Raw genomic sequence first — 18,779 nt, 5'->3', positions numbered from 1 at the left:
CAAAAAGGGCCGCCGGCAGGATTTGCCGGCGGCCCTTTTCTGTTTCCGGTCTCAAGCGGCGGAACGGCGCTGCAGGTCTTCCAGCAGGTCGGCGGGGATGGTGATGCCCTCGGCCTCGCTCACCGCTCGCGCCTTCAGCCGCCGCTCGCCGGGCAGGCGCGTGCCGTCCTGCCCCAGGATGGCACCGAGCAGCCGTTCGAGCCGGACGAGATAGTCCGGCCCGCCCAACCGCACCGGGTCCATCACCAGGAACAGGTGGCCGATGGCGGGGGAGGGGCCCTCCGCGGTGAAGAAGGACGCCGCCTCGAAGCCGAACTGGCCGCCGGTGAGGGCGGCGGCGAGGATCTCCACCATCAGCACCAGCGCCGCGCCCTTGGCATCGCCGATGGGCAGCATGGTGCCGGCCAGCGCCGCCTTGGGATCGGTGGTGGGGTTGCCCTGCGCATCGAGCGCCCAGTCGTCGGGAATGGGGTTGCCGCGCTGGGCGGCCACCATGATCTTGCCCCGCGCCACCTTGCTCAGGGAGGCGTCGATGACGAGGGGCGCGGCATCCTTGCGCGGGGTGGCGAAGGCGATGGGATTGGTGCCGAACACCCCGGCCTGCCCGCCCCACGGGGCGATGGCCTGCGGTGAGTTGGAGAAGGCGAGGGAGGCCAGCCCCCGTTCCGCCATCTGCTCCACATGATGACCCATGACGCCCGCATGGTGCGAGGCGAACACCGAAACCGCGACGATGCCGCTTTCGGCGATGCGGCCTGCGGCGGCATCGAGCCCGGCGGCGATGGCGGGAAAGGCGAGGCCCTCGCGCGCATCCACCCGCAGGGTGGAGACGGAGGTCCATTCGAGCGTCGGCTCCGCCTGTCCCTTCACCTTGCCGGAGCGGATCTGGTCCGCATAGGCCGGCAGGCGGGAGAGGCCGTGGCTGGCGATGCCGTCCGCGTCTGCCGCGACCAGGGCCTCGGCGGTGGCCTCGGCCGCCGCTCGACTGGCGCCGGCCGCGATCAGCACCGCGCGGGCGAGGGCGCGGGCCGCGTGGAGGTAAAGTTGCTCGCTCATGCCGCCTTCTCCTGAAGCACCTGCGCCACCGCGATGGCCACCGCCTCGCTGACACGCACGTTGGATTCCACGGTGACGCCCGCAATGTGCGGCGTGAGGATGAGGTTCGGCACCCCCTCGAGCGGGCCGCCGCCGGGCAGGGGCTCCGTCTCGAACACGTCCAGCATGGCGCCGGCGAGCCGGCCCGCCTTCAGCGCCTCGGCCAAAGCCGCCTCGTCGACCACGCCGCCGCGCGCGGCATTGATGAGCACCGCGTCTGGCCGCATGCGGGCGAGGGCGTCGGCGCCGATGAGGCCGCGCGTTTCGGCGGTCAGCGGCACGTGAAGGCTCACCGCATCGGCGTCCCGCAGCACTGCGTCGAGCGAAGCGGGGCGCGCGCCGTTCGCGGCGAAGGCGGGATTGTCGGCATCGAGGAAGGGATCGTTCGCGATCACGTCCATGCCCAGGGCCACGGCGCGCCGCGCCGTCTCCCGCGCGATGGCGCCGAAGCCGACGAGCCCGAGGATGCGGCCGGACGTTTCCCGCCCCATGAGGCGCGTGCGCGGCCAGGCGCCGCCCGCCACCTCGGCGGAGGCATGGTAGGCGCCGCGCAGCAGCATCATCACGCCGCAGATGACATATTCGGCCACTGCCAGATCGTTGGCGCCAGTGGCCGGACGCACGGCGATGCCGCGGGCGCGGCAGGCCTCCACGTCGATATTGTCGAGGCCGACACCGAGCCGCCCCACCACCTCCAGCCGGGGCGCCGCCGTGAGCAGCGCCCCGCGCACCTGCGTGCGGTTGCGGACGATGAGGGCGCGCGCGTCCTTGAGAAGGGCGTGGAGGGCGTCCGGCTGGTCCACCAGTGCCGGGTCGTAATGGACCTTGTGACGGCCGCGCAGCGCGGCGAGCGCCGCCTCGTCCATGAACTCGGTGACGACGATGTCGGGCATGGGCGTTTCCGGTTGTCGTTTTCGGATATTGTCGTTCTGGGCGCGGAACGAGGGCATTGCGTGCGCTTCTATTCCGTTATCATATATAAGATATGAGACTGACGGGCGTTGCAAGCTCCACGGGGAGAGATGCAAGCCAGGCCAGCCGCACCTATAAGCGTCGGAGACGGACGCGCCGGACCAGGGGGCAAGACCATCGTGAGCAAGCCAAGCATTGCCGCCGGGGCCGAGCCCCGCAGGGCGCAGGAGAGAAGCCCGGCCGGCGCCGCCCATCGCGGCGAGGGCGAAGGACTCGAATCCAAGCCGCTCTACCGGCAGGTCCGCGAGACCCTGATCCGCCGCATGGTGGATGGCGTGTGGGCCCCCGGAGAGCCCCTGCCCAGCGAGATCCAGCTCGCCGCGGAACTTGGGGTCAGCCAGGGCACGGTGCGCAAGGCGCTGGACGAGATGGCGGCGGAGAACATCGTGGTGCGCCGGCAGGGCCGGGGCACCTTCGTCGCCCGCCACGACGAGGAGCGCATCCTGTTCCAGTTCTTCAAGCTGGTGGGGGATGACGGGGAGCGCCACTTTCCCGAAAGCCGTGTGCTCGGCATCGAGAGGGCCAAGGGCACGGCCGCCGAATGCGGCGCCCTTGCCTTGCCGCGCAACGGGCGCGTCCTGCGCATCCGCCGCCTGCGCACGTTCGACGGCGCGCCGCTCATCATCGAGAGCCTGATCCTGCCCGACCAGATGTTCCCAGGCCTCGCCGATGCGCCCGTGCCGAACAATCTCTACGGCCTCTACGCGCAGCGCTACGGCATCACCGTGGCGCGGGCGCGGGAGCAGCTGAAGGCCGTCGGCGCGGATTCCGACACTGCGGCGATGCTCAATGTGGAGCCCGGCGCGCCGGTGCTGCTGATCGACCGCCTCGCCTATTCGCTCGACGGCACGCCGGTGGAATGGCGCATCAGCTTCTGCCTGACAGCCGGTTTCCACTATCTCTCCGACCTGACCTGATTTTCACAAATCATTGATCCTGTTGGATCTTGCGGCGTGAGGCGGCCGTGGGCGTGGCGCGACAAAACTTATGTCTTATATATGATAGTAGATGACCTTTACAGGCCTACCGGCCTTGTCTATCGTCATCACACCTGAGGCGGCGCGACAGGCGTCCGCGGCCAGCAGGAAGAGCCGAAGAACGGCGGGGCGGATGCGCCATTTCGCTCGCCCCGACCGCGGGATCCCAACAGACACGACAAGGCCTGCCGCCCCGCCAAGGGTGGTCAGGCCCCATGAAGACCGGGAGCAGAAACGACGCCTCGCCAGAACGGCCAATAAAGGCCGCGGCGACAGGTCCCAAGGGAGGGATGCATGGGTTCGCAGAAACCTCTTCTGGAGGTGAGTGGCGTAACGCTGCAGTACAAGACGCCGAATCTACTCGTCACCGCCACCTACAGGGTGGATTTCAACGTTCTCGAGGGCGACCGCTTCATCCTCTTGGGGCCGTCCGGCTGCGGGAAATCCACCCTGCAGAAGGCCGTCGGCGGCTACATCACGCCCACGGAGGGCGAGATGCGCCTCAAGGGGCAGGTGATCCGCGCCCCCGGGCCGGACCGCATGATGGTGTTCCAGGAATTCGACCAGCTGCTGCCCTGGAAGACCGTGCGCCAGAACGTGGCCTTCGCCCTCACCGCCGCCCGCAAGCTGAAGGGCAAGGAGGCGGACGAGCGGGCCATGCACTACATCGAGAAGGTCAACCTCACCAAGTTCGCGGACACCTATCCGCACATGCTCTCCGGCGGCATGAAGCAGCGCGTGGCCATCGCCCGCGGCATGGCCATGGAACCGGACATCCTCTTGATGGACGAGCCCTTCGCTGCGCTGGATGCGCTGACGCGCCGGAAGATGCAGGACGAGCTGCTGCAATTGTGGGCGGACACGCGCTTCACCGTGCTGTTCGTCACCCATTCCATTGCCGAGGCCATCAAGATCGGCAACCGCATCCTCCTGCTCTCGCCCCATCCCGGCCGGGTGAAGGCCGAGATCAACAGCACCACCGATCCCAAGGACGCCGCGCTCCTCGAGCAGCGCATCCAGCACATGCTGTTCGCCGACGAGGCGAAGGAGATCATCGATGCCTGAGGTCGCCACCCTGAAGGTCATTCCCATCACCGAGCCGCGTCCGGAAATCTATCGCGAGGACATGCCGGCCGACGCCATGACGGTGGTGGAAAAGCCGCTTTCCACCTGGGAGCTGCTCTACAACTGGAGCTTCTTCCGCAAGCTCATCATTCTCGCCGCGCTGGCATTGGCCTGGGAAATCTACGGGCGCGTCCTCAACAACGACCTGCTCTTTCCCACCTTCAGCGCCACAGTCTCCGCCTTCTTCGCCAACGTGATGAACGGCGTGCTGCCGGAACGCGCGTGGGGATCGCTCCGGGTGCTGCTGATGGGCTACGCCATCGGCATCACGCTGGCGGCGGTGCTGACCGCGCTCGCCATCGCCTCGCGCATCGGCACGGACTTCCTGGAGACCATGACCTCCATGTTCAATCCGCTGCCGGCCATCGCGCTGCTGCCGCTGGCGTTGATCTGGTTCGGGCTCGGCACTGCCAGCCTCGTCTTCGTTCTGGTGCATTCGGTGACATGGGCCATCGCCCTCAACACCCATTCCGGCTTTCTCTCGGTGAGCCGGACGCTGAAGATGGTGGGCCGGAACTACGGGCTGAGGGGGCCGCGCTTCATCGCCACCATCCTCATCCCGGCGGCGTTTCCCTCCATCCTCACCGGGTTGAAGATCGGCTGGGCGTTTGCATGGCGCACGCTGATCGCGGCGGAACTGGTGTTCGGCGTGTCGTCGGGGTCCGGCGGTCTCGGCTGGTTCATCTTCGAGAACAAGAACATGCTGGATATCGCCAACGTGTTCGCCGGTCTGCTCACAGTCATCCTCATCGGCCTCGTGGTGGAAAACCTGATTTTCCAGACCATCGAGCGCCACACCATCCAGCGCTGGGGCATGCAGGCCTGAGCGGCGCCGCGACGTGCGAAGCACGGACCGCCCTCACTCGAGGGCGGTCCTGTATTTGAGGTGGGCGGTGAAGCTCTCGCGATATTCCACGCGCCGCCCATCGAGGGCGTGGGCGACGCGCCGCACCTCCAGAACCGGGGCGCCCGTCGCGATGCCGAGATGCTGCGCCATGGTGGCATCCGCCACCGCCATGCCCACCTCGTCCTCGGTGCGCATGATGGTGACGCCGCAGCGCTCCTGATAGAAGACGTAGACCTCCTCCACGATATCCTCGCCGGTCTCCAGCCCCAGCGCGGCGAAGGTCTGCGCCGGCAGCGCCAGGCGCTCGTAGACCAGCGGCTGGTCCTTCTCGCTGCGGATGCGCGTGAGCGCCAGCACCTTGCCGTTGGCATCGAGATCGAGCTGCCGGCGCTCTTCGGCGCTCGCCGCGCGAACGGTCTGGGTGAGGAGATGCGCAACCGGATCGAGCGGGCGTCCATCCCCATGCACGAAGCGCAGGAAGCGGAAGCGCGACTTGGCGCTGGAGTGGGGCACCACCCGCGTGCCGCGTCCGTGCTGGCGCTCCAGAAGCCCGTGGATCACCAATTCCTCGGTGGCCTTGCGGATGGTGCCGATGGACACGCCCAGCTCGCCGCAGAGCTGCTGCTCGCTCGGCAGGTAGCCGCCGGGCTTCCAGACGCCATCGATGATGCGCTTCAGCAGCAGGTCGCGCGTCTGCTGGTAGAGCGGCCGCGCCTCGATGGCGGCCGCCCGGGCGTTCGTGGGGGTGATAGATTCCGATGTCATATATATGACCTAAGACTATTGACACCTGTCTTGCCGAGGGTACTCTGCCCCTGCCGACACTCAATCGGAAAATGGTCGCGCGCCGGATCGAAGCCGAGCGGACATGTCCATCGGCCTTTGATCCCGAAACGAAAACAAGACCGCACGCCTTGAGCGCGCGGCAAAGGCAGCCCCAGGCGTGCCGGCTGCAAGGCGCCAGGGAGTCTGCCACCAGGGAGAACGCAATGGGTCTCTTCTTCAAACGCGCGGCTGTGTTCGCCGCCGCAGCGCTTGCCCTCGTTCCGCTGTCGCTCGCCGCAGGGACGGCGCGCGCGGAAACCGGAACGGTCCGCCTCGCCAAGCAGTTCGGCATCTCCTATCTGCCGATGACGGTGATGGAGGAACTGAACCTCATCGAGAAGCAGGCGAGCGCCAAGGGCTTTGCCCTGAAGACCGAATGGCTGCGCTTCACCGGCGGCTCGGGCATGAACGAGGCCCTCATCTCGGGCAATCTGGATATCGCCGCCGGCGGCGTCGGGCCGATGCTCACCATCTGGGCTCGCACCCGCAGCAATCTCAAGGTGAAGGGCATCGCGGCGCTGAACGCCATGCCGCTCTACCTCGTCTCGGTGAACCCGAACGTGAAGACCATCAAGGACTTCACCTCCGCCGACAAGATCGCCCTGCCGGCGGTGAAGACCTCCATCCAGGCGGTGACGCTGCAGATGGCCGCCGAGCAGGCCTTCGGCGCGGGTCAGCAGAACAAGCTGGATTCCCTGACCGTCTCGATGGGCCACCCGGACGCCCAGCTCACCATGATGGGCGGCAAGTCCGAGGTCACCGCGCATTTCGGCTCCTCCCCCTTCCAGGAGCTGGAGCTGAAGGACCCGCGCGCCCACAAGGTGCTGGACAGCTATCAGGTGCTCGGCGGGCCGCACACCTTCAACGTCATCTGGGCCACCGAGAAGTTCGCCACCGAGAACCCCAAGGCCCTCGCCGCCGTCCTCGCCGCGCTGGAGGAGGCCAATGCCCTGATCCGCAAGGATCCTGCCGCCATGGCGGCGCTGTGGATCAAGGCCGAGGGCTCCAAGATGAGCGTGGACGAGGCGGTGGCCATCATCAAGTCGCCGGAGAACGAGTGGACCACCACCCCGAAGAAGGTGCTGTCCTATCTCGATTACATGCACCGGGCCGGCCTCGTCGGGGCCACCACCAAGGACTGGAAGGACATCTTCTTCCCCGCCATCCACGGTGCGCCGGGGGGCTGAACATCTCCTTGGCCGGCGCGCGGCCATCGCGTGCCTTCCCGTCGCGGGCGGCAGCCTGCGGCGTCTCAAGAAGCCTTCAGGACGAACGACATGACGAGCACGAGCCAGAACGGGCGGCCGGCGGCAGCGCCGGCCGAGGAGACCCTGCGCGTCCGCGTGTGGCGCGGCCAGGCCGACGGCGCCTTCGAGGACTTCGCGGTGCCGCGCCGCGCCAGCCAGACCGTTCTCGACGTGGTGACGGAGATCCAGCGCGCGCAGGACCCGACGCTCTCCTATCGCTTCGCCTGCCGGGTCGGCATGTGCGGCTCCTGCGCGATGGTGGTGAACGGGCGGCCGCGCTGGACCTGCCGCACCCGGGTTTCCGAGGCTCTGGACGGCGACATCCTTGTGCTGGAGCCCCTGCGCAACCTGCCGATCGTGAAAGATTTGACCGTCGACATGGTCCCCTTCTTCGAGAAATGGCGCGACGCCCACGGCGCCTTCGAGCCGGGCGAGGCCCCGCCTGCGGATTTCGCGCCGGTGCGGCCCGACAGCCCGAAGCGGAGGGCCGCCGACGCCGGCGTCGAATGCATCAATTGCGGCGTGTGCTATTCCGCGTGCGACGTGGTGGCCTGGAACAAGGACTATCTCGGCCCCGCCGCCCTCAACCGCGCCTGGACTCTGGTGAATGACGAGCGCGACCGGGGCAATGCGGCGCGGCTCGCCGCCGTGTCCGGGGACGTGGGCTGCCACTCCTGCCACAGCCACATGAGCTGCACCGAGTTCTGCCCCAAGGATCTGGCGCCCACCTACGCCATCGCGGGCCTCAAGCGCGCCACCGCGCCCTCGCCCCTCGGCCGCCTCCTCGCGCTGCTGGTGAAGTCATGAATCCCCTTCTCTACATGGCCCAGCGCGGCACGGCCGCGGTGCTGGCGCTCGCGGTGGCGCTGCACCTCGCCACCATGGTGCACGCCGTTCGCGGCGGGCTCAGCGCGGCGGAAATCCTGTCGCGGACGGCGGGCAACGGCTGGTTCCTCGCGTTCTACTGTGTGTTCGTCTGCGCCGCCGCCATTCATGCCCCCATCGGCCTGCGCAGCGTGATCCGTGAATGGACCGGCTGGCGCTCGCGCTCCCTCGACATGGCCATGCTCGCCTTCGCTGCCGCCATCCTGGTGCTGGGGCTGCGTGCTGCGCTGGCGGTCTATCAGCCGGGAGGACTGGTGCCGTGAAGCCGTCCACCCTCACCTCCACGACCCGCCCCGGCCTGCGCGAGGCTGCCCACCTGAAACCGGGCTTCATCGCGGCGCTGCTCCATCGCCTGTCGGGCGTGGCGCTGGCGGTGTTCTTGCCCATGCATTTCATCGCGCTAGGCACCGCACTCTCGGGGGCTGGTGCGCTCGACAGCTTTCTGGCCGTCACCCACAACCCGCTGGTGAAGATCGCCGAATGGGGCCTCGTGAGCGCCCTTGCCGTGCACATGGCCCTCGGCCTCCGGGTGCTGGCCATCGAGTGGTTCTCCTTCCGTGGCCACACCGCCGGGGTGGTGGCGGGTGCCATCGCGACAGGGCTCGCCGTGGGGCTGCTCTTCCTGCTGAGCGGGTGGTGAGCATGCTCGGCATTCCGCTCGCGACCCTTTCCATTCTCTGGGCCGGCGCCTTTCTGGGTGCGCTGGCGGCGGGCGGGGCAGGGTTTGCCTTCGCCCTCGCCGCCTCCGCCATCTGGCTGCACGCGCTCGATCCGATCCAGACCACCGCTCTGATCGTCGCCTGCGGCAGCATCCTGCATCTCACGCTGGTCTGGCCCATCCGCCGGTCCATCGACGGTGTGCGTCTTGCGCCCTTCCTCGTCGGTGCGCTGGTGGGGGTGCCGCTGGGCGTCCTGGTCCTCACGGCGGTGAACCCCGCCCCGCTGAAGCTCGCCTTGGGCCTCGGTATGGCGGCCTATGCCCTCTACGCGCTCCTCGCCCCGCGCCTTCCGGTGATCGGCGGAGGCGGCCGGTGGGCCAATGCGGGCATCGGCTTCGTGGGCGGCATCCTCGGCGGCCTCGGCGGCTATTCGGGGGTCGTTCCCACCATCTGGACCCAGCTGCGCGGCTGGCCGAAGGAGGTGGCGCGCGGGGTGTACCAGCCCTTCATCCTGTTCGCGCATGTGGTGACGCTGGCAGCCGTGGGGGTGGTGGGCATCGACGGGCGCTCCTGGCTGCTCATCATCCTCGCCTTGCCGCCGCTCGCCATCGGCGCCGTGCTCGGCCTCCAGATCTACGGCCGACTGAACGAGAAGGCATTCAAGCAGATGCTGTCGCTGATGATCCTGCTCTCGGGTCTGGCGCTGGTCTTCTAGGAGCACCCCATGGACCTCAACCTCGACGAAGTCGAAAAGATCTGCGCCGACCTCTATCTGCGCGCGCTCCAATTGCTGCCGCCAGACATCAAGGCCGGCTTCTCGGAACTCCAGCGCACGGAGACGGACGCGACCGGCCAGGCCATCCTCGGCACCATGGTGGAGAACATCAAGGTCGCCGAGCGCACCCGCAACATCCTGTGCCAGGACACGGGCATTCCCATCTACAACATCACCATCGGCCGCAACGTGGCCTTCGACGGGGCCGGGCTGAAGGCGGCGGTGCGTCGCGGCGCGGCGCGCTCGACCAAGGAAAACTCCCTGCGCTCGTCGGTGGTGCATCCCATCACCCGCAAGAACGACCAGAATTCCTGCGGCATCCGCGTGCCGGTGATCCATATCGACTTCGACGACCGGGAGGAGACCGTCTCCATCGAGATGATCCCCAAGGGCTCGGGCTCGGAAAACGGCTCGTTCCTCAAGATGCTGCTGCCCTCGGACGGCATCACAGCCGTGAAGCGCTTCGTGGTGGACCGGGTGATCGAGCTGGGCGGCCGGGTGTGCCCGCCCACCATCGTCGGCGTCGGCATCGGCGGCACCTCGGACCTGTGCATGCACCTCGCGAAGATCGCCGCCACGCGGCCCCTGCGCACGGTGTGCGAGGATGCCGAAGGCGCGAAGATCGAGGCCGAGCTGTCCCGCGCGGTGAACGAGCTGGGCATCGGGCCGCAGGGCCTCGGCGGGCGGTCTACGGCCTTCGCCGTTCATGTGGAAGTGGCCGCCACCCACATCACCCAGAACCCGGTGGCGGTGAACATCCAGTGCCATTCCGCCCGCCGCGCGCGGGCCACCTTCACCCCCGGCGGCATCGCCTTCAGCTGATCCGGAGCGCCCCGATGGCCCACCATGTCCTTGAAATGCCGGTTGATGCCGATCAGGTCCGCGCCCTGAAGGTCGGCGATACGGTGACGCTCCAGCGCACCCTGTTCGGCATCCGCGACGCCACGCAGATCCACATGTTCGACCGCGGCCGCACCACGCGGCTCGATCTCAAGGGCCATGCGGTGATCCACACCGCGCCCAACGTGCACCGGGTGGAGAAATCCCCCGCCGCGCCCGCCGGCTACACCCCCTTCTGCATCGGCACCACCACCTCCATGCGCATGGAGCGCTTCACCCGCCCGCTCATGGAGCGCGAAGGGGTGCGCCTCATCGTCGGAAAGGGCGGCATGGGTCCGGCGACGCTGGAGGCCTTCCGCGATCTGGGCGGCGCCTATCTCGCCATCGTCGGCGGCGCGGCAGCGCTGGAGACCACGTGGATCGAGGAGATCGAGGACGTGGACATGGACGATCTCCACCCCGAGAGCCTCTGGAAATTCCGCATCCGTGATTTCGGGCCACTGCTGGTGGGTATGGACGCCCACGGCGGCTCGCTCTTCGCCCAAGTGCAGGCGGATGTCGCCAGTCGCCGCGACGCTGTGCTCGCCGGCATCGGAGCCTCCGAATGACTCCCTCGGTCGCGGTCCGCGAGACGGACGTCCTCATCCTCGGCTCGGGTGGAGCCGGCCTGTTCGCCGCGCTCCACACCAAGAAGGCGGCGCCCGACCTCGACGTGACGGTGGCGGTGAAGGGCCTCATTGGCAAATGCGGCTGCACGCGCATGGTGCAGGGCGGCTACAACGTGGCTCTTGCCCCCGGCGACAGTGTCGAGCGCCATTTCATGGACACGGTGGAAGGCGGCAAGTGGCTCAACGACCAGGACCTCGCCTGGACGCTGGTGACCGAGGCGCAGGTGCGCATCCGCGAGCTGGAGACGGAATTCGGCTGCTTCTTCGACCGCAACCCGGATGGCAGCGTCCACCAGAAGGCCTTCGCCGGCCAGACCTTCGACCGCACGGTGCACAAGGGCGACCTCACCGGCATCGAGATCATCAACCGCCTCATGGAACAGGTGTGGCGGCGTGACGTGAACCGCATGGAGGACCATCGCGCCCTCGACCTCATCCCCGCCGCGGACGGCTCCGGCCTCGCCGGGGTGCTCATGCTGGACATGCGCACCGGCGTTCCGGTGCTGGTCAAGGCGCGCGCGGTGCTGCTCGCCACCGGCGGCGGCCCGACCATGTACAAGTACCACACCCCTTCCGGCGACAAGTCCTGCGACGGGCTCGCCATGGCCCTGCGTGCCGGCCTCGCCCTGCGCGACATGGAGATGGTGCAGTTTCACCCCACCGGCCTCCTCGCCGGCCCCGGCACGCGCATGACGGGCACCGTGCTGGAGGAGGGGCTGCGCGGCGCCGGCGGCTGGCTCACCGACCGCACCGGTTCGCGGTTCATGCACCTTTATGACCCGCGCGGCGAGCGGGCCACCCGCGACATCGTCAGCCGCTCCATCATGCGCCGCATCCGCGACGGCTATGCCACCGCCCATGGCGGCGTGCACATCGAGATGGGGCATCTCGGCCCCGATCATGTGCGCAAGACCTTCAAGGGCATGGTGGAGCGCTGCGCCGATTGCGGCTTCGACCTCGCCGGAGGGCGGGTGGAGGTGATCCCGACCGCCCACTACATGATGGGCGGCGTGGTGTTCGGCGGCAATTGCGGCACCGCCATGCCCCGTCTCTACGCGGCCGGCGAGGATACGGGCGGCGTGCACGGCGCCAACCGCCTCGGCGGCAACGGCGTCGCCAACTCCACCGTGTTCGGCGGCATTGCGGGTGATGCCATGGCGCGGGAGGTGGAGCGCGGGCGTACCTTGGCCGATCCTGACCCGGCGGCCATGGAACACGCGCTGGAGCGCGCCTTTTCTCCGCTGGGCCGCGACGCGCGGGACCTGCCCGCCATCCGCGAGGCGCTCTACGAAGCCATGTGGAACGACGTGGGCATCCTGCGCACGGCGCAGGGGCTGAAGCGCGCCCAGGAGACGCTGGGTGCCCTCGGCGATGCCGTCTCCCGCGCCGGCGCGCCGGATGGCGACCGCCGCTACAACCTCACCTGGATGGACCGGCTGAATCTCGAAAATCTGGTGCTGGTCAGCCAGGCCATCACTGCCGCAGCGCTTGCCCGCGAGGACAGCCGGGGCGCCCATTTCCGCGAGGACTTCCCCGAGACGTCGGACCTTGATACCTCGCGCTACACGCTGGTGCGGCAGGCGGCGGGCCGCCTCGACATCTCCACGGCCGCGGTGGCCTTCACCCGCGTCGCGCCCGGCCAGAGCCTGCTGAAGGACGTCGCATGAGCCCCGCACCCAATGCCGCCGTGCCCCCCAACGTGCAGCGGGACCTCGCCCCGCGCGGTGCGGACCTCGTTGTCCGCGCGCTTGAGGCGCATGGGGTTAAGCGGATCTTTTCCCTGTCCGGCAACCACATCATGCCCATCTATGATGCGCTGCTGGAGACCGACATCGCCCTTGTGCACGTGCGCCAGGAAGCGGCGGCGGTGCACATGGCGGATGCCCATGCGCGCCTGACCGGTGAGATCGGCGTGGCGCTCGTCACCGGCGGGCAGGGCCTATCCAACGGCGCGGCCGCCTTGTTCACGGCGCTGGGGGCGGAATCCCCGGTGCTTCTGCTGTCCGGTCAGGCCGGCATCGGCGAGTTGGGCCGGGGCGCCTTTCAGGAGATGGATCAGGCGGCCGTCGCGCGGCCCATGACCAAGGCCTCGTGGATGGTGGAGAGCGCCGAAGCGCTCGGCACCGACATCGCCCGGGCCATTCGCATCGCGCGGGAGGGGCGGCCCGGCCCCGTTCATCTCGCGCTGCCGGTGGATCTTCTGGAGCAGCGGCTGATCGCGCCGGAGCCGGCCGTGACGATCGGAGAGCCGACCGCCACGCCGGACGCGCAGGTCATCGCAGGGCGCCTCGCGGCGCTGCTTGAGAGCGCGGACCGGCCGCTCATCCTGTGCGGTCCCGCCTTGTGCACGCCGCGCGGGCGGGGCGCCATGGCGCGGCTGGAAGCCGCCACGGGCGTTCCGGTGATCGGTATGGAGAGCCCGCGCGGGGTGAACGATCCCGGCCTTGGCGCTTTTGCCGAGCTTCTGGCCGAGGCGGATCTCGTGGTGCTGCTTGGCAAGGCGCTGGATTTCACCCTCAAGTTCGGCGCGCCGCCCGCGGTGGCGACGTCCTGCCGTTTCGCGGTGGTGGACCCGGACCCGGACCTTCTGGCGCGTGCCGCCAAGGCGAAAGGTCCGCTCCTTGTGGAGCGCGTGGAACGAGAGGCCGGCAGGGTGCTCGCCGCCCTCGCCGTATCCCCGCCCGCCGCCACAGCGGCCCGTGCATCCTGGCTGGCGCGGGCGCGGGAGGCGCTGGCCTTTCTGCCGGCGGCCTGGGCGAATGCGCGGGCTGCCTCGGGTCGTATCCATCCGGTGGAGCTGTGCGTCGCGGTGCGCGATTTCCTCGCCGGCCATCCCGACGGGACGCTGGTGTGCGACGGCGGCGAGATCGGCCAGTGGCCGCAAGCCATCGTCAAGACGCAGAACCGCATCATCAACGGCGTGTCCGGCACCATCGGCGCCTCCATTCCCTTCGCCATCGCGGCCCGGCTCGCGCGGCCGGAGGCGCCGGTGGTGGCGGTGATGGGGGACGGCACCTTCGGCTTCCACATGGCGGAGTTCGACACCGCCCTACGCGTTGGGGCGCCCTTCATCGCGGTCATCGGAAACGACGCCCGCTGGAACGCCGAGCACCAGATCCAGCTGCGCACCTATGGCGCCGGGCGGACCCGCTACTGCGACCTGCTCCCCACTCGCTATGACGAGGTGGTGCGGGCGCTGGGCGGATATGGCGCCCTCGTCACCGACGCCGCCGACCTGCCGGATGCCCTCGCCGAGGCCCACGCGAGCGGGCTTCCCGCAGCGATCAACGTGATGATCGAGGGCGTCCCCGCTCCGGTGATCCGTCGCGGCTGAACTTGAAGCCGCCCAAGACCCAATCCGGGCATCAGACCCGGCGACGCCCTTAAGACGGGTGAGGAAACGCAGACGGAGGGCTCAAGGATGATCGCATTCAAACGGAAGCTGGCGGGCGCGCTCGTGATGCTCGCCGCAATGACGTCAGCTGCGGTGGCGGAAGTGGACAACGTGACCATCGCCCGCCAGCCGAGCCTCGGCCATCTGCCGCTGATGATCATGGAAGACCGTGGCCTGCTGGAAAAGGAGGCGGCGGCGCGTGGCGTGCCGAACCTGAAAACCCGCTACATCAAGCTCGCCGGTGGCGCGGCGATGAATGATGCCCTGCTGTCCGGCGCCATCCAGTTCGCCGCCGGCGGCGTGCCGCCTCTGGTGCTGCTGTGGGCCAAGACCAAGGATAGCGCGAATCCGATCAAGGCGGCGGCGGCCATGAATTCCATGCCGCTGCTGCTCAATACGTCCAATCCCAATGTGCGCTCGCTGAAGGACTTCACCGCGAAGGACAAGATTGCCCTGCCGGCGGTGAAGGTGTCGGTGCAGGCCATGTTCCTGCAGATGGCGGCGGAGAAGGAGCTGGGTCCGGACCACCGCAACGACCTCGACAAGTTGACCGTCACGCTCTCCCATCCCGATGGCATGGCGGCGCTCTTGGCCGGCAATGAGGTGACGGCCCATTTCACCGCCGCGCCGATCCAGGAACTGGAACTCAGGAAGCCCGGCGTGCACACGGTGCTCAACACCTTCGATGTGCTGGGCCAGCCTTCCACCTTCAACGTGGTGTGGACCACCACCCGCTTCGCCAATGACAATCCGAAAATCTATGCCGCCTTCTTCGCAGCGCTCGAAGAGGCCATCGCCATCATCAACCGCGACAAGTCGGCTGCCGCACGGGACTATGTTCGCCTCGCCGCCGACGGCAGCGAAGTGGCGCTTATCGAGGGCATCCTGAACGACCCGCAGGTGACCTTCACCACCACGCCGCAGGCGATCCAGAAATATGCGGATTTCATGACCCGCACCGGCATGATCGCCGCCACGGCGCAGAGCTGGAAGGACCTCTTCCTGCCCAACGTGCACGGCAAGCCCGGAAGCTGACGTGACGTCAAATGGGAGAGGTGGCGCCACCTTACGGCTTGGCACCGCTCGATTTTCTCCGTTATTGTGCGGCGCAGCAGAGCGCGATGTTGCGCCGCATTTGGCGAGGGGCACGGCTGGGGATATAATGGGCACTTGAAACCACGCTCGTGACCCAGATGAACACCCAAGACGAACTGCGAAAGGTCTTCCTGCCGCTCGTGCTGGTGGCGGCGCTGTTCGCGGCCGCGGCACCGCGCGCGGCCGGGCAGCCGATCTCGCTGTCGGCCGTCTCCAAGACGCTCGCCCAGTGGGGCGAGGCCTATGCGGCGTCCGAGTCCATGCTCCAGATGGGCAACTGATCCGCCCTTTCAGCCGGCCCGCGTCTCGCCGAGGCTGGCTGCGGCGGGCCGTGAGTTCTGCCAGACGCCCTCAATCTTTCCAGACATCGCGACCGGGAGCGTGCGTCCGGCCTGGGCGCAGGTGAGCGCGATCATGTGGAACACGTCGTCCTGCGAGCAGCCGCGGGAAAGATCGTTGGCGGGTTTGGCCAGCCCCTGAAGCACCGGCCCGATGGCCTTCGCCCCGCCGATGCGCTGGGCGATCTTGTAGCCGATATTGGCGGCATCAAGATTGGGGAAGATGAAGACGTTCGCATCCCCCCGGATCTTCGATCCCGGCGCAGTCTTGGCCGCGCCGACCGTGGCGACGAAGGCGGCGTCGAACTGCAATTCCCCCTCGATCACCAGATCCGGCTCCGCCTGCCGCACAAGGCGCACCGCCTCCACCACCTTGTCCACCCGCTGGTGCCGGGCGCTGCCGTTGGTGGAGAAGGAGAGCATGGCCACCCGGGGCGCCTCGCCGGTCATGGCGGTGTAGGAATGGGCGGCGGCACGGGCGATGTCCGCGAGTTCCGCCGCGTCGGGATCGATGACGAGGCCGCAGTCGGAGAACACATAGGCCCCCTTCTGCTCGTGATAGTCCTCACACAGGATCATCAGGAAGAAGCTGGAGACGATCTTCGCTCCCGGCGCGAGGCCGATGATCTGGAGCGCGGCGCGCACCGTTTCGGCCGTGGTGGCCACCGCGCCGCCGACCGTGCCGTCGGCATCCCCCTGCCGCACCATCATGGCGGCGAAGGCGAGGGGCTCGCGCATGCGCCGCCGTGCGGCGGCGAGGTCCATGCCCTTGGCGTGGCGCAGCAGGTGCAGCGCCTCTGCATAGGCCTGGAAACGCGGCGATGTGGCGGGATCCTCGATGGCGATGCCCCGCGCATCACCACCGAGGGCCGCCATCACCTCCTCGTTGGGGCCGAGGAGGATCGGCCGGGCAATGCCTTCGCGCGCGGCGCGTCGGGCGCCGGCGGCAATGCGCGGGTCGCTCCCCTCCGGCAGGACGATGCTGCGGGGGGCGGCACGCGCGGCGTCGATGATGCGGTCGAGGGCGAGCATGGCCGTCATCTCGGGCTAGAGCACGCGCCGATCTGATTGCATCGCAATCAGATCGGATAACGCGTTCTCGTTCCAAACGTCAGAGAGCGATCCGCTCGGATCGCGCTCGAGGGCAGAAAAGGCCGGGCGGGCGTGCTGAGGAGCGTGCCCGCCCGGATCTCGGTCAGCGCGCGATCTGCTCGCGCATGTCGGCGCGGGCGATGCCGGCCACCGGCACCGGCTTCTTCATGGCATCCCGGCGGAAGGGTTCGCCGAGCTCCTGGTTCAGCACCACTTCGATGAAGGTGGTGATGCCCTTCTTCTGCTCCTCGGCGGCGGTGTGGATGGCCTCCCTGAGGCTCTCCGGCGTGTCCACGCGCACCCCCTTGAAGCCGCAGCCCTCGGCGATCTTCGCGTAGGAGAGCTTGGGGTCCAGCTCGGTGCCGACGAAGTTGTTGTCGTACCAGAGCGTCGTGTTGCGCTTCTCGGCGCCCCACTGGAAATTGCGGAACACCACCATGGTCACCGGCGGCCATTCCTCGCGGCCGATGGAGGTCATCTCGTTGATGGAGATGCCGAAGGCGCCGTCGCCGGCAAAGCCGAACACCGGCACGTCCGGGCAGCCGATCTTCGCGCCGATGATGGCCGGGAAGGCGTAGCCGCACGGACCGAACATGCCGGGCGCGAGATATTTCCGCCCGATCTCGAAGCTCGGATAGGCATTGCCGATGGCGCAGTTGTTGCCGATGTCCGTGGACATGATGACGTCCTTCGGCAGCGCCGACTGGATCGCCCGCCACGCCTGACGGGGCGACATACGGCCGGCGTCGCGGGCGCGGGCGTCTTCGTTCCAGCGGGTGCCGGGATCGTCGTCCTCGTGGTCCATGGAGGCGAGCTGCTGGAGCCAGCGCGAGCGCGTCTGGTGGATCAGCGCGCGGCGCTCCGCCCGTCCGGCATCGCCGGCGCCGGGGGCGAGCTGGCCGAGCAGCTGGCCGGCCACTTCCTTGGCGTCGCCGCAGATGCCCACCGTGATCTTCTTGGTGAGGCCGATGCGGTCCGGGTTGATGTCCACCTGGATGATCTTCGCCTGCTTCGGCCAGTAGTCGATGCCGTAGCCGGGCAAAGTGGAGAAGGGGTTGAGCCGGGTGCCGAGCGCCAGCACCACGTCAGCCTGTGCGATCAGCTCCATGGCGGCCTTGGAGCCGTTGTAGCCGAGCGGGCCGACGGCGAGGGGATGGCTGCCGGGGGCGGCGTCGTTGTGCTGGTAGCCGGCGCACACGGGCGCATCGAGCCGCTCGGCCAGTGTCATGGCCTCGCCGATGGCATTGCCGATGACGACGCCCGCGCCGTTGAGGATCACCGGGAACTTCGCCTCGGACAGGATTTGCGCGGCCTCGGCGATGGCGTTGCGGCCGCCGGCGGGACGCTCGAGGCGCACGATCTGCGGCAGCTCGATGTCGATCACCTGGGTCCAGAAATCACGGGGCACGTTGATCTGCGCCGGGGCGCAGGCGCGCCAGGCCTTCTCGATCACGCGGTTGAGCACCTCGGCGACGCGGGAGGGGTCGCGCACCTCCTCCTGGTAGCACACCATGTCCTGGAACATGGCCATCTGGGAGACTTCCTGGAACCCGCCCTGCCCGATGGTCTTGTTGGCCGCCTGCGGCGTCACCAGCAGCATGGGGGTGTGGTTCCAGTAGGCGGTCTTCATGGCGGTGACGAAGCCCGTCACGCCCGGCCCGTTCTGGGCGATGGCCATGGCCATGCGGCCGGTGGCGCGGGTGTAGCCGTCGCAGATCAGGCCCGCATTGGTCTCGTGGGCGCAATCCCAGAAGCGGATGCCGGCCTTGGGGAAGAGGTCGGAGACCGGCATCATGGCCGAGCCGATGATGCCGAAGGCCTCGTTGATGCCGTGCGCCTGCAGGACTTTGATGAACGCCTCTTCGGTGGTCATCTTCATGACGAAAAAATCCTCTTGGAACCTTGGAGATCTTGCAATTCGGGGGAGGGAGGCGGCGGCCGCGCG

19 protein-coding genes are annotated in these 18,779 nt (G+C 68.4%); 14 read left to right on the top strand and 5 right to left on the bottom strand.

Going from position 1 to position 18,779, the window contains the following annotated elements:
• Positions 1–51: 51 nt before the first annotated feature.
• The gene (locus tag V5F74_RS06795; protein WP_394006955.1) at positions 52–1,056 is read right to left on the bottom strand and encodes an Ldh family oxidoreductase; all 1,005 of its coding nucleotides are present in this window, start codon (positions 1,054–1,056) and stop codon (positions 52–54) included.
• Positions 1,053–1,988 carry a hydroxyacid dehydrogenase gene (locus V5F74_RS06790; RefSeq protein WP_394006954.1) on the bottom strand — a complete coding sequence of 312 codons (936 nt, stop codon included), beginning with the start codon at positions 1,986–1,988 and terminating at the stop codon, positions 1,053–1,055. Before V5F74_RS06790 ends, V5F74_RS06795 begins: the two co-directional genes overlap by 4 nt.
• A gap of 198 nt (positions 1,989–2,186) precedes the next feature.
• Between V5F74_RS06790 and V5F74_RS06785 the strand changes: the two genes are divergently transcribed.
• The 3 genes from V5F74_RS06785 to V5F74_RS06775 all read left to right on the top strand — a co-directional run bounded on the left by V5F74_RS06785 (position 2,187) and on the right by V5F74_RS06775 (position 4,995).
• A complete protein-coding gene (locus V5F74_RS06785) occupies positions 2,187–2,984 on the top strand; it encodes a GntR family transcriptional regulator (RefSeq protein WP_245279264.1) in 798 nt (265 codons plus the stop codon).
• Positions 2,985–3,338: 354 nt separating this feature from the next.
• On the top strand, positions 3,339–4,109 hold the full coding sequence (locus tag V5F74_RS06780) for an ABC transporter ATP-binding protein (protein ID WP_024280486.1): 771 nt from the start codon (positions 3,339–3,341) through the stop codon (positions 4,107–4,109).
• 61 nt (positions 4,110–4,170) lie between these two features.
• Positions 4,171–4,995 (top strand): ABC transporter permease, encoded by an 825-nt coding sequence (locus V5F74_RS06775; RefSeq protein ID WP_245279425.1) that lies wholly within the window; start codon positions 4,171–4,173, stop codon positions 4,993–4,995.
• Positions 4,996–5,028: 33 nt separating this feature from the next.
• Here the strand turns inward: V5F74_RS06775 and V5F74_RS06770 are convergent, their stop codons facing one another.
• A complete protein-coding gene (locus V5F74_RS06770) occupies positions 5,029–5,781 on the bottom strand; it encodes a GntR family transcriptional regulator (RefSeq protein ID WP_394006953.1) in 753 nt (250 codons plus the stop codon).
• 224 nt (positions 5,782–6,005) lie between these two features.
• On the opposite strand from V5F74_RS06770, the gene V5F74_RS06765 reads away from it, so the two are divergent.
• From V5F74_RS06765 to V5F74_RS06715, 11 genes are all read left to right on the top strand, one after another.
• Positions 6,006–7,028: an ABC transporter substrate-binding protein gene (locus V5F74_RS06765; protein ID WP_394006952.1), complete on the top strand. Its 1,023-nt coding sequence runs from the start codon at positions 6,006–6,008 to the stop codon at positions 7,026–7,028.
• A gap of 90 nt (positions 7,029–7,118) precedes the next feature.
• On the top strand, positions 7,119–7,895 hold the full coding sequence (locus V5F74_RS06760) for a succinate dehydrogenase/fumarate reductase iron-sulfur subunit (RefSeq protein ID WP_394006950.1): 777 nt from the start codon (positions 7,119–7,121) through the stop codon (positions 7,893–7,895).
• Positions 7,892–8,236, top strand: coding sequence for a succinate dehydrogenase (locus tag V5F74_RS06755; RefSeq protein WP_250168380.1), 345 nt, complete (start codon positions 7,892–7,894; stop codon positions 8,234–8,236). The genes V5F74_RS06760 and V5F74_RS06755 overlap by 4 nt, the downstream gene beginning before the upstream one ends.
• A complete protein-coding gene (locus V5F74_RS06750; protein WP_394006948.1) occupies positions 8,233–8,613 on the top strand; it encodes a succinate dehydrogenase, cytochrome b556 subunit in 381 nt (126 codons plus the stop codon). The genes V5F74_RS06755 and V5F74_RS06750 overlap by 4 nt, the downstream gene beginning before the upstream one ends.
• A gap of 2 nt (positions 8,614–8,615) precedes the next feature.
• Positions 8,616–9,347: a TSUP family transporter gene (locus V5F74_RS06745; protein ID WP_029555385.1), complete on the top strand. Its 732-nt coding sequence runs from the start codon at positions 8,616–8,618 to the stop codon at positions 9,345–9,347.
• Positions 9,348–9,356: 9 nt separating this feature from the next.
• Complete coding sequence (locus tag V5F74_RS06740) at positions 9,357–10,229, top strand: fumarate hydratase (protein ID WP_029555384.1); 873 nt, start codon at positions 9,357–9,359, stop codon at positions 10,227–10,229.
• Positions 10,230–10,243: 14 nt separating this feature from the next.
• Positions 10,244–10,855 carry a fumarate hydratase C-terminal domain-containing protein gene (locus V5F74_RS06735; protein WP_029555383.1) on the top strand — a complete coding sequence of 204 codons (612 nt, stop codon included), beginning with the start codon at positions 10,244–10,246 and terminating at the stop codon, positions 10,853–10,855.
• A complete protein-coding gene (locus V5F74_RS06730; RefSeq protein ID WP_394006946.1) occupies positions 10,852–12,582 on the top strand; it encodes an L-aspartate oxidase in 1,731 nt (576 codons plus the stop codon). Before V5F74_RS06735 ends, V5F74_RS06730 begins: the two co-directional genes overlap by 4 nt.
• Entirely contained in the window at positions 12,579–14,249 is a 1,671-nt protein-coding gene (locus V5F74_RS06725; protein ID WP_051678762.1) for a thiamine pyrophosphate-binding protein, read from the top strand. Before V5F74_RS06730 ends, V5F74_RS06725 begins: the two co-directional genes overlap by 4 nt.
• An 87-nt stretch (positions 14,250–14,336) precedes the next feature.
• A complete protein-coding gene (locus V5F74_RS06720; protein ID WP_029555380.1) occupies positions 14,337–15,344 on the top strand; it encodes an ABC transporter substrate-binding protein in 1,008 nt (335 codons plus the stop codon).
• A 158-nt stretch (positions 15,345–15,502) separates the two neighbouring features.
• Positions 15,503–15,685 (top strand): hypothetical protein, encoded by a 183-nt coding sequence (locus tag V5F74_RS06715; protein ID WP_169124533.1) that lies wholly within the window; start codon positions 15,503–15,505, stop codon positions 15,683–15,685.
• 9 nt (positions 15,686–15,694) lie between these two features.
• On the opposite strand, the gene pta is transcribed toward V5F74_RS06715, so the two are convergent.
• Positions 15,695–16,774, bottom strand: coding sequence for a phosphate acetyltransferase (gene pta, locus V5F74_RS06710; protein WP_394006943.1), 1,080 nt, complete (start codon positions 16,772–16,774; stop codon positions 15,695–15,697).
• Between the two features lie 163 nt (positions 16,775–16,937).
• Positions 16,938–18,713 (bottom strand): sulfoacetaldehyde acetyltransferase, encoded by a 1,776-nt coding sequence (xsc, locus tag V5F74_RS06705; protein WP_029555377.1) that lies wholly within the window; start codon positions 18,711–18,713, stop codon positions 16,938–16,940.
• Positions 18,714–18,779: the final 66 nt, after the last annotated feature.

The sequence above is a fragment of the Xanthobacter aminoxidans genome, from assembly GCF_043193615.1.
GTDB lineage: Bacteria > Pseudomonadota > Alphaproteobacteria > Rhizobiales > Xanthobacteraceae > Xanthobacter > Xanthobacter aminoxidans.
The sequence above is the reverse complement of the archived record's forward strand: the minus strand, read 5'-3'. Positions and strand labels throughout refer to the sequence as shown.